A 10,761-nucleotide genomic window follows, 5' to 3' on the forward strand; every position below is an offset into this window, starting at 1 on the left:
TCCTCGGAACGGCGCGATCGACTTGCGTGCCGACTGACTGTTCGTTGACGCGCCAACCGCTGCGGGCGGACACCCCCCGACACGTCCCCTTGCGTCGTCCGGCGGCCGCGGGCGCGTCGTGGCTGCCGCCGCAGACCGACGTCGCGGGCCTCGCCGTGCCTGGCTGCGGGCCTCCCCGCTCCAGCATCAACGCCGAGCCCCCGAACCCCCCTTGACCTCAACTCCGGTCGAGGTTGAAAGGTGAGGGGCGTAGCAACCGGCGTACACGACTGGAGTGTTCCATGGCCCGGCGGACCGAACAGCACCCCGATCTCACCGACCCTCGGATCGGTGCTCCCTTCTTCAGTACCTGGCGGGTCGGGAGTCCCGAGCGGCAGCGGCAGGCCGTGGAGGCGATCGCGCGGGCGTGGGAGCGTCGGCCCTGGCCGACCGGAGACCTGCTGGGGTACCACGTGTACGCCGGGCACGACGGGGAGACCCTGCTGCACTACTCGCAGTGGAGGACCGAGCAGGCCTACGAGGCGTTCGCGAAGACCCACCGGCAGGAGCGCGTCGACGAGATCGACACCGCCGTGCCGGGGATCGAGCGGGTGGAACTCGTGCGGTACCGGCGCTATCGCAGCGGCGGGCGCGTGGGCGTCCCGGGGTGTGTGGTGATCGTCGACGTCCGGTTCGACGGGCCCGACGAGGAGCGGCAGCGGGCCTGGGTCGACGCGGTCTTCGAGGCCATGGAGAGTGAATCGGAGCCGCGTTCCGGTGGTGTCTCCGCCCATTTCCACGTGAGTACGGACGGCACCCGGGTGCTCAACTACGCCGAGTGGGAGAGCGCCCAGGCGCACATCGACGCCCTGGCGGCGCCGGGTGACGGTGTCGGCTCGGCGAGCGAGCAGTGGAAGCGGGTGCAGAACTGGCCCGGACTGCTGGAGAGCGGCTCGGTCAAGCGCTACGACCATGTCCTCGGGCTGGTGCCCTGAGGGGGCGGGGCCGGACGGTGCGTCCGGCCCCGCGTCGCCGTACTAGGGGCGGAACCGCAGGACCTGCGGGTCGTGGTCGCTGATCTGGTCGTTGAACTCCGCGTTGACGTGCACGCTGTCGTACTCGAAGTCGCAGTCGCGGCGGATCGACGGGCTGATCAGGATCTGGTCGAGGACCTGGCTGTTGCCCTGGTAGACGTACGAGTAACGCTCGTGGCGGGGGAGCGACTTGATCGCGGACCACAGTTCGCCGCGGCCCTCCAGGAGCTCCGTGGTCTGCGAGAACTCGAAGTCGTTGATGTCGCCGAGCGTGACGACGTCGGCGTTCTTCTGGGTGTCGAGGATGTCCTTGACGAAGGCGTTGACCAGGGTGGCCTGCCGGTGGCGCTGCGTCTCGGAGCTGCGGGACGGCGGCTGGTACTGGGAGGTCAGGCCCTGGTCGCCGCCCTTGGAGTTGAAGTGGTTGGCGATCACGAAGACCGTGCGGCCGCGGAAGACGAACTCGCCGGCCAGCGGCTTGCGGCTGTTCTTCCAGGCCTCGTCGGCGGGCGCGATGCGGCCGGGGCTGTGCGTCAGGTGCGCCTTGCCGCGGATCTTCGTCACGCCCGTGGCCGTCGCGGCGTCGCCGCCCGGGGTGTCCGTGAAGGAGACGCGCTCCGGGTTGAACAGGAACGCCTGGCGGATGTTGCCGCCCGGCTCGCCGCCGTCCGTGTTGTCGGCCGGGTCGATCGAGCGCCAGTCGTAGCGCGGGCCGCCCGCCGCGACGATCGCGTCGATCAGCTTCGTCAGGGTCTGGTCGGCGGCGACCGTGCCGTCGTTCTTCGCGCCGTTGTTGTCCTGGATCTCCTCCAGGGACACGATGTCGGGCGACCGCAGATTGTTCACGATCGCGGCGGCGTGGGCGGCGAAGGTGTCGTCCGTCGGGTCGAGGTTCTCGACGTTGTACGTCGCGACCGCCAGCTCCGAGGAGCGCTGCTTGCGCGTGGTCTCGCGCTCCAGGCCCGCGCTCCTCAGCGTGCCGAGCTCGCTCGCGACGAGCGTGTAGCCGCCGAACTGGTTGTAGTCCAGCGGGCCCGCGGTGGTGCCGGTGAGGGTGTCGCCGACGTTCGCCTTCGGGAAGTCCGCCGTCGCGCCGAGGGACTGGATCTGGAGGCGGCCCGTGTTCTGGGCGTCGTAGGAGCCGTAGACCGTGCCGCCGCGGCGGTTGCGGTTCTCGTGCGGCTTCACCGTCACCCACAGCTCGGTGTACGGGTCGGTGGCGCCGACCACGCGCGCGTCGGAGACCCGGACGGTCATGCCCTCCAGGGACTCGTAGCGGTCGAGGGCGTACTTCGACGGCTGCAGCGGCAGGGCGTTGACCGAGCCGTTCGCGGCGGTGTCGCCGGCCGGTGCGTAGGCGGCCGGGACGGACCGCGCGTCGACGACGGTCGCGGCCGGGAGCGGGTTGCCGCTGGAGACGACCGTGGTCACCGGCTTGGTGATCTCCGTCAGGGACTGGTTGCCGGAGGTGTTGCCGCCGGGGACGTACTCCGCGACCGTGCCGCTGACCTTGACGGAGTCACCGACGGCCACGCCCTTCGGGGTGGAGCTGGTGAAGACGAAGACGCCCTCGCTGGTCGCCGGGTCGGCGTCCGGGCTCGGGTCCTGGATCCAGAAGCCGCGGGACGAGCCGTAGGTCCGGATGCCGGTGACGATTCCGGCCACGTCCGTGACCTGCTTGCCGGCGTACGGGGATATCCGGGTGCTGCCCTGGATGTCGTGGACGCGGAGCGATTCCGCGTGCGCGGGGGTGGTGAGGACGATCGTGGATGCCGCGGAGCACGCGGCGGCGACGGTGAGCGCGGCGAGGCGCGCGGACGACTTGCTCGGCAACGGGATTCCCTCCGGGGACGTGACAGGGCGCCGGGACGAGGGTGGTGCTCGGACTGTCTGCCGCTACCTGTGGGGCGGGCGGTGTGACGCGCGTAGACGGCTGCGGACGGGGCAGGTGGTGGGGCAGCCCCGGTGAACAACTGTCCGCCGACTTCTACGCGCGTCAATCTCCAGCCTGGTCACGTCACTTGTCAAGGTTTCGGCCATGTACGGCGGCTGACGGGGAGATGAAGTGGGCGGCATGGGTGGAAATCCGTCTAGGCTGAGCGGCTGAGTCGTATGAGGCGCCGCTAGGAGAAACAGCCGATGTCAGACAGCTCCCCCCTGCCGCCGGTGCGGCTGCACCCCGAAGCGGAGCTGGCGCGCGACGCGCTGTCCACGCCGTTGCTGTCCCGGGCCGCCCGGCTCGCCCGCTGGGCCGGGCCGGACACCCGGGTCGACGCCGGGGGAGGGCTCGTCGACGAGCAGTTGCCCGCCGCCGCCGAGGTGCTCGGGCTGAGCGGGGACGACGCCGCCGCCGACGCCAGTGAGGCCTGGCGGGTCGCCGTGGACGCCGGGCTCGTCGAGGTCGTCGACGAGGAGGAGGGCACCGTCCGGGCGGGCGAGGACCTCGCCCTGCTCACCGGTGGCTCCCCGCAGGACGTGCTCGCCGTGTGGCTCGCGGCCCTGGAGACCGTGCTCGCCGACGCGAGCGTGCCCGACCTGGACGGGCTCGTCGACGAGGACGGCGAGGTCGACCTCTCCGCCCTCGACTGGGACCCCGAGGCCGAGGCCGAATTCCTCGACGGCGTGCTCGGCAACCTCTACCTGCTGACCGCCGGCGAGGACACACCCGGCGACGCCCCGGTGCCGCTGCCGGCCCTGGCCGCCTCGGTGATCGTGCCCAGCGACATGGGCGAGCCCACCAACGACGTCCTGGAGCAGGTCTCCGACGCGATGATGCGGCTGGACGACCAGTTCCGGATGCTGGAGCCGGTCGGGCTCGTGGCCTACCGGCCCGTGGACGAGGCGCTCATGGCCGATGCCGACGAGGAGCCCGCGGCGCCCGTCGACGACACCGACGTCTCCCGCTACGGCATGGTCCGGCTCACCCCGCTCGGGCTGTACGGGATGCGTGCCCGGCTGCTGGAGGCCGGGTTCGAGGCGCCGGCCGTCGGGGACCTCGCGGACAAGGGCGCCGACGCGCTGCTCGACGGCACGGCCACGTTCCCGCCGGGGGCGGCGCAGGCCGAGACCGAACAGTGGCTCCAGCGGCGCGAAGTCCTGACGGCGGCACGGGAGTTGCTGGCGGCGGCGCGGGGTTCCGACGCCGGGGCGCCGCTGCGGCGGCTGCGCTGCCAGCAGGCCCTGTCGCTGGTGGGAGCCGCGGCCGAGCCGGCGCTGCGGGAGGTGCTCGACGACGCCGAGCTGGGCGGGCTCGCCCGGGTGTGGCTGTCCGAGCACGGTGCGGTGGACGTGCCCGCGCCGTCCGAGGCGATGGTGTACTGGCTGACCATCGACACGGTGGCCGCGCAGCTCGCCGCGGAGGGGAATTCCGAGGAGCTGCGGGCGCTGGTGGAGGGGCTGGCGCGGCAGCACGGTGGGTTTTTCGAGGCCGTGTGGCGGGTCGATCACCCTGCGACCGCCGATGTGCTGGAAGCGATGGGGCGGTTGCATCCCGACAAGAAGGTGGCGAAGGAGGCGCGGAAGGCCGCGTTCAAGGCGCGGTCGCAGCAGGGTGGTTGATCCTGCTGTGCGGGTGCGGCGCCGTTGTGGTTTGTCGCGCCCGCGCGGCGGAGCCGCATATTGATACAGTCCCGCGCCCCTGAGGTGTTGTTCAACCGGCGTTCATGGACGAGCGGGATGGTGTCGCCGAACGAGGTTCGCCACCCTCCACGGCATCCCCCGTCACAGGAGACACCCATGTCGCTCACCCGCAGGGACTTCGCCAGAACCTCCGCGATCACCGGTGCCGGTGTCGCGCTGGCGGGCAGTGTCGGCGCCCTCGCCACCGCACCGAACGCCCTCGCGTCCTACGACACCGACAGCGCGGAGGACGCGACGGACGCCGGGCGCGGGGTCGGCTACGGGCCGCTCGTCCCGGACCCTGACGGGATCCTGGCCCTGCCCGCCGGGTTCACGTACAAGATCATCACTTACAGCGGCCGGACGAAGCTGGAGTCGGGTGAGTTCACGCCGTCCAACCACGACGGCACCGCCGCCTTCGACGGCCCGCGCGGCACCACCCTGCTCGTCAACAACCACGAGCTGAAGGGCCCCCGCGCCAACTGGAAGCACCCGGTGCCGCTCACCGACGGCCTCGTCTACGACCCGGCCGCGTCCGGCGGCTGCACGGTCGTCGAGGTGCGCCCCGACGGGCGGGTCGCCGAATGGGTGGGCATCGCCGGCACCTCCACCAACTGCGCGGGCGGGGCCACCCCCTGGGGCACCTGGCTCACCTGCGAGGAGAACTCCGACCGGGCCGGCACCAACGGCATGACCAAGGACCACGGCTACGTCTTCGAGGTCGACCCCGTCGACCGGCGCGCCAACCGCGACCCCAAGCCGCTGAAGTTCTTCGGCCGCTACGACCACGAGGCCGTCGTCATCGACCCCCGGCGCGGCCACGCCTACCTCACCGAGGACGACGACGAGCCCAACGGCCTCTTCTACCGCTGGACCCCGCCCAAGGGCTTCGCCTACGGCCCCGGGAAGTTCCGCGAGCTCGCCGACGACGCCGGGGTCCTCCAGGCGCCCAAGTGCTTCGACTCCGGCGGCCGGTTCGTCGACGACCTGTCCCGCGCCACGAGGACCGGCACCGTCTACGGCGTCGACTGGGTGGACGTGCCCGACCGCGACGCCCGGGCCACCCCGGTGCGCAAGCAGTTCGCCGACGGCGAGGTCACCCGCGCCCGCAAGCTGGAGGGCATGTGGTGGGGCGACGGCGGCGCCTACATCGTCTCCTCGTACGCCCGCGAGGAGAGCCCCGGCCGGCACGACGGCCAGGTCTGGTTCTACGACCCCAGGCGCCGGACGCTGACGCTGAAGGTGCTCCTCGGAGTGAACCCCGACCCGTCCGAGGACGGCGCGTTCGACGGCCCCGACAACATCACCGTCTCCCCGTACGGCGGCATCGTCCTCGCCGAGGACGGGGAGGGCGTCTCGCACCTCTTCGGTGCCACCGACAGCGGCCGCACCTATCCGATCGCCCGCAACGACCTGAACGTCGGCACCGAGGAGGAGCCGGAGTACAGCGAGTTCGCCGGCGTCACCTTCTCGCCCGACGGCAAGACCCTGTACGCCAACATCCAGGACCCGGGCATCCTGGTGGCCATCACCGGCCCCTGGAAGCGGCAGAAGAAGTAGTTAATTCGCTCGCAGTTCCGATGCGGCGCCTCCTACAGTGAGATCACAACGTCACGCACCTCCCGGTGCGATGGCAGCGGCTACTTCTCTTCCAAAGAATCCGACGCCGCCGCCGACTTGATCTCGGGAGGCGCAGCATGAGGTGGGTGCCCGGTGCGCAGGCAACGGTTACTTCCTTTGATCGGACGGTTGCGGGTTCGAGTCCCGTCAGCGACTTCGGGTCGCTGTAGCTCAATCGGGAGAGCATCCGGATAAGTCCGTCGCCGCATTCTGTCCTCGGGCATCCACCTTTCTCATGCGCGCTTCCCTCGAAAACCTGCAACGAATTCGGGGGAATTCATCATGGCGCGATTCAACGGCAAGGCGGCGCGGGCGCGTCCCGTCTCGTGGGTGACGTCCACCGGGCGTCTGCTGCGAACGTACGAGGGCGGCCGGGGCCGCGAGCGCGACGCGCGCTCCGAGCTGTTCCTGCTCGCCGTGTCGAACTTCGTCGCGCAGCGGACCCTGTACGAGTCCGGCGCCGAGCGCGACGACCGCTTCGCGGGGCTCGTGCGCGAACTCGCCGTCACCGACCCGGAGTGGACGGCCGGCCTCCTCGGCTGGCTGCGCGGCGCGGGCAACCTGCGTACCGCCTCGGTCGTCGGCGCCGCCGAGTACGTCAAGGCCCGCCTGGACGCGGGCGCGACCGGCGGCCCGTCCAACCGGCAGGTCGTCGCCTCCGTGCTCCAGCGCCCCGACGAGCCCGGCGAACTGCTCGCCTACTGGACCGCGACGTACGGCCGCAACGTACCCAAGCCGGTCAAGCGCGGCATCGCCGACGCCGTACGCCGCCTTTACCACGGCAAGGCGCTGCTGAAGTACGACGGCGCCGCCAAGGGCTACCGCTTCGGCGACATCCTCAACCTCGTGCACGCGGCGCCGGACCCGGACAAGCCGTGGCAGGGCGAGCTGTTCCGGTACGCGCTCGACCGCCGGCACCACCCGGACACCGCGGTACCGCCCGCGTCGGACCGCGTCCTCACCGCGCACCACGCGCTCATGGCGCTGCCGGTCGAACAGCGGCGCGCGGTCGTGACCGGTGAGGGCGCCGCCGAGCGGCTGGCCGAGGCCGGGATGACGTGGGAGACGCTGGCGGGCTGGCTCCAGGGGCCGATGGACAAGGCGGCCTGGGAGGCCGTGATCCCCTCCATGGGGTCCATGGCGCTCGCGCGCAACCTGCGGAACTTCGACGAGGCGGGTGTCTCGGACGAGGTCGCCGAGCGGGTCGCCGCGCGGATCAGCGACCCGGCTGAGGTCGCGCGCTCCCGGCAGTTCCCCTTCCGGTACCTCGCCGCGTACCAGCACGCGCCGTCGCTGCGCTGGTCGTACGCCCTGGAGCGGGCTCTCGGCCACTCGCTGGCCAACGTGCCCGCGCTGCCCGGCCGGACGCTGGTCCTCGTGGACCGCTCGGGCTCGATGTTCTGGTCGCGGCTGTCCGACCGCTCGCAGCTCACCTGGGCCGACGCGGCGGCGGTCTTCGGTACGGCGCTCGCACTGCGGGCCGAACGCGCGGACCTCGTTCAGTTCGGTACGACGAGTGACCGCGTGGCGTTCCGCACGGGCGAGTCGGTGCTGAAGGTCCTCGACCGCTTCGGCGACCTGGGCGGCACCGACACGACGGAGGCGGTGCGCCGCCACTACCGCGACCACGACCGGGTGCTGATCGTCACCGACGAGCAGTACAGGCGCCACCACCGGGGCGACCCGACCGAGCAGATCCCGGCCGGCGTGCCGGTCTACACCTGGAACCTCGCCGGACACCGGGCGGGCCACGGCCCGTCGGGCACCGGCAACCGGCACACCTTCGGCGGCCTGTCGGACGCCGCCTTCCGGATGGTTCCGCTGATCGAGGCCTCCCGGGACGCCGACTGGCCCTGGGCGGTCTGAGACACCGTGGCCCGCACCGCGTGGGGAGTGCGGGCCACGGTCATGGCCGGACCCTTGTTGAAGACCGGACTGACATCTAACATTTCAGTCCATGGAAGCCATCCGGCCCGTGCCCCGCACCCTGCTCAGGGACCGGGCGTACGAGGCGATCCGGGACGCCATCGTGGCCGGGGAGATCGAACCCGGCGCGGTCGTGCGGGACGCCGAGCTCGCCGAGCGGCTCGGGCTGTCCCGGGCTCCCGTGCGGGAGGCGTTCTCGCGGCTCGTGGACGAGGGACTGCTGGAGAGCAAGCCGCAGAGCTACACCCGGGTGACCCCGCTCGTCGCCGCCGACGTCCGGGACGCCGCCGCCGTGGTCGGCGCCATGCACGAACTCGTCACGCGGGTCGCCGTGCCCCGGCTCTTCGCCGCGGACATCGCGGCGATGAGCGCCGCGAACGAGCGGTTCGCCGCGGCCGTGGCGGCCGGAGACGTGGACACGGCCCTGCGCGCCGACGACGAACTGCACGACGTCCTGGTCCGGGTCAGCGGCAACCGGGCGGCCGCCGCGACCGTCGCCCGCTACACCCCGCTCATCCGCCGCCTGGAGCGCCGGCGCTTCGGCGAGGGCGGCAGCTGCCGCTCGGCCGGGCTGCACGAGCGACTGATCGACGCCTGCGCCGCCGGTGACGCGGCCGAGGCGGTCCGCGTCACCGCGGAGATCTGGCGGGGGCTCGAAGAGCTCGCCGACTGAGACGACCCCCGACCCAGGGAGGATTCATGTCCCTTGCCTCGTACGCGCGTTACCCCCTCCTGTTCGGGCCCTCGCCCGTCCACCCCCTGGAACGCCTGACCGCGCACCTGGGCGGCGCCTCCCTCTGGGCCAAGCGCGAGGACTGCAACTCCGGGGTCGCCTACGGCGGGAACAAGACCCGCAAGCTGGAGTACCTGGTCGCCGACGCGCTCGCCCAGGGCTGCGACACGCTCGTGTCGATCGGCGGGGTGCAGTCCAACCACACCCGCCAGGTCGCCGCCGTCGCCGCCCGGGCCGGGCTCAAGTGCGTGCTCGTGCAGGAGAGCTGGGTGGACTGGCCCGACGCCGTCTACGACAAGGTGGGCAACATCCTGATCAGCCGGCTCGCCGGGGCCGACGTACGGCTGGTGCGGGCCGGGTTCGGGATCGGGTTCAAGGAGAGCTGGGAGCAGGCGCTCCGGGAGGTCGAGGAGGCGGGCGGCAAGCCCTACGCCATCCCGGCCGGGGCCTCCGACCATCCGCTCGGCGGCCTCGGATTCGCCGGGTGGGCGTACGAAGTGGCCGAGCAGGAGCGGGAGCTGGGCGTCTTCTTCGACACCGTCGTCGTGTGCTCGGTGACCGGGTCGACGCAGGCCGGCATGGTCGCCGGGTTCGCCGCGCTGGAGCAGGCGGGCGGGCGGCCCCGGCGCGTGCTAGGCATCGACGCCTCCGCGAAACCGGCCGCCACCCGGGCCCAGATCGCCCGGATCGCGCACGGCACCGGGCAGCTCATCGGCGTCGGACGCGAGCTGACCGAGGCCGACGTCGAACTCGACGAGCGGTACCACGCGGGCGTGTACGGCATCCCCGACGAGACCACCCTGGCGGCGATGCGGCTCGCGGCCCGCACGGAGGGGATGGTCACCGACCCCGTCTACGAGGGGAAATCCATGGCCGGGCTCATCGACCTGGTGTCCCGCGGCGAGATCGGCCCCGAGGCGACGGTGCTCTACGCCCACCTGGGCGGACAGCCGGCGCTGAACGCGTACAGCGCGCTGTTCTAGGCCGGTCCGCACAGCGGCTGTGCTAACCCCGTCGTCAGTAGTACCCCTTCGTCCCGTCCAGCAGCTCACGCACGATGTCCGCGTGGCCGGCGTGCCGTCCGGTCTCCTCGATGAGGTGGATGAGCATCCAACGGAGGTTGGCCCTGCCGGAGGCGTACCCGGGGTGGCGGCCGACGTCGTCCAGGGACGCCGCGGCCACGATCTCGTTGCTGCGGGCGCACTGGGCCTCGTACTCCGCGAGCACCTGCTGCAGGGTGACGGAGTCGGTGCGCCACTCGGCGTCCTCGACCATCTCGTCGAAGGACGGGTTCCGGGACTCGTCTCCGCCGAGGAACAGCACCTCGAGCCAGGTGTGCTCGACCCACCGCATATGGCTGACGAGCCCGGCCATCGTCATCGCCGGCGAGGTCGGGACGACGGAGCGGTGCGCGTCCGCCTCGCTGAGACCCTCGCACTTCCAGCGCAGGATCTGCCGTTGCAGGTCCAGCCATCCGATGAGCGCGGTGCGCTCGTCGGCCTGGAGCGGGGGGCGTTCGAGTGAAGGAGCCATGCCGGCGGACGTTAGCGTGCCCGTCCTCGGACTGTCGCTTCGTTTTCGGCGACGCGGGCACGGGTCCCCTCGCCCTGTGCCAAGTCCGGCCTCCTGGCTGTCTGTACGGAGGGTCGACGGGAGCGGGGCGCTGTCCGGGTGAGGTGGCACGGTGACCCCGGCACTTTGGTACAGCGGGTGTGCGGCCCGTCAGTGGTGCGGGGCGGCGATGGCGGCGAGATGCGTGCCGGGGCGGACGGAGAGGCCGTTCATGTTGTAGATGATCTTTCCGGTGGCGTTGGCGGTGATCTTGTGTTCGGTGCCGTCGACCGGGTCGAT

The 10,761-nt window shown here is 71.8% G+C and carries 8 protein-coding genes; 6 read left to right on the forward strand and 2 right to left on the reverse strand.

Annotated features, from left to right (window positions below):
- The first annotated feature begins 281 nt into the window (after positions 1 to 281).
- A complete protein-coding gene (locus tag ABZ948_RS39675) occupies positions 282 to 974 on the forward strand; it encodes an antibiotic biosynthesis monooxygenase (protein WP_359767993.1) in 693 nt (230 codons plus the stop codon).
- 42 nt (positions 975 to 1,016) lie between these two features.
- Here the strand turns inward: ABZ948_RS39675 and ABZ948_RS39680 are convergent, their stop codons facing one another.
- A complete protein-coding gene (locus tag ABZ948_RS39680) occupies positions 1,017 to 2,846 on the reverse strand; it encodes a DUF8508 domain-containing protein (RefSeq protein WP_359767994.1) in 1,830 nt (609 codons plus the stop codon).
- A gap of 306 nt (positions 2,847 to 3,152) precedes the next feature.
- Here ABZ948_RS39680 and ABZ948_RS39685 point away from each other — a divergent pair, with 306 nt between their 5' ends.
- From ABZ948_RS39685 to ABZ948_RS39705, 5 genes are all read left to right on the forward strand, one after another.
- Positions 3,153 to 4,571, forward strand: a complete 1,419-nt coding sequence (locus ABZ948_RS39685; protein ID WP_359767995.1) for a hypothetical protein — start codon at positions 3,153 to 3,155, stop codon at positions 4,569 to 4,571.
- Between the two features lie 177 nt (positions 4,572 to 4,748).
- Positions 4,749 to 6,191 (forward strand): alkaline phosphatase PhoX, encoded by a 1,443-nt coding sequence (locus ABZ948_RS39690; protein ID WP_359767996.1) that lies wholly within the window; start codon positions 4,749 to 4,751, stop codon positions 6,189 to 6,191.
- 342 nt (positions 6,192 to 6,533) lie between these two features.
- The gene (locus ABZ948_RS39695) at positions 6,534 to 8,117 is read left to right on the forward strand and encodes a TROVE domain-containing protein (RefSeq protein WP_359767997.1); all 1,584 of its coding nucleotides are present in this window, start codon (positions 6,534 to 6,536) and stop codon (positions 8,115 to 8,117) included.
- Positions 8,118 to 8,208: 91 nt separating this feature from the next.
- A complete protein-coding gene (locus tag ABZ948_RS39700) occupies positions 8,209 to 8,850 on the forward strand; it encodes a GntR family transcriptional regulator (RefSeq protein WP_359767998.1) in 642 nt (213 codons plus the stop codon).
- A 26-nt stretch (positions 8,851 to 8,876) separates the two neighbouring features.
- Positions 8,877 to 9,893 (forward strand): 1-aminocyclopropane-1-carboxylate deaminase, encoded by a 1,017-nt coding sequence (locus ABZ948_RS39705; RefSeq protein ID WP_359767999.1) that lies wholly within the window; start codon positions 8,877 to 8,879, stop codon positions 9,891 to 9,893.
- 34 nt (positions 9,894 to 9,927) lie between these two features.
- On the opposite strand, the gene ABZ948_RS39710 is transcribed toward ABZ948_RS39705, so the two are convergent.
- Complete coding sequence (locus ABZ948_RS39710) at positions 9,928 to 10,443, reverse strand: DinB family protein (RefSeq protein WP_359768000.1); 516 nt, start codon at positions 10,441 to 10,443, stop codon at positions 9,928 to 9,930.
- Positions 10,444 to 10,761: the final 318 nt, after the last annotated feature.

The sequence above is a fragment of the Streptomyces olindensis genome, assembly GCF_040645895.1.
GTDB lineage: Bacteria > Actinomycetota > Actinomycetes > Streptomycetales > Streptomycetaceae > Streptomyces > Streptomyces olindensis.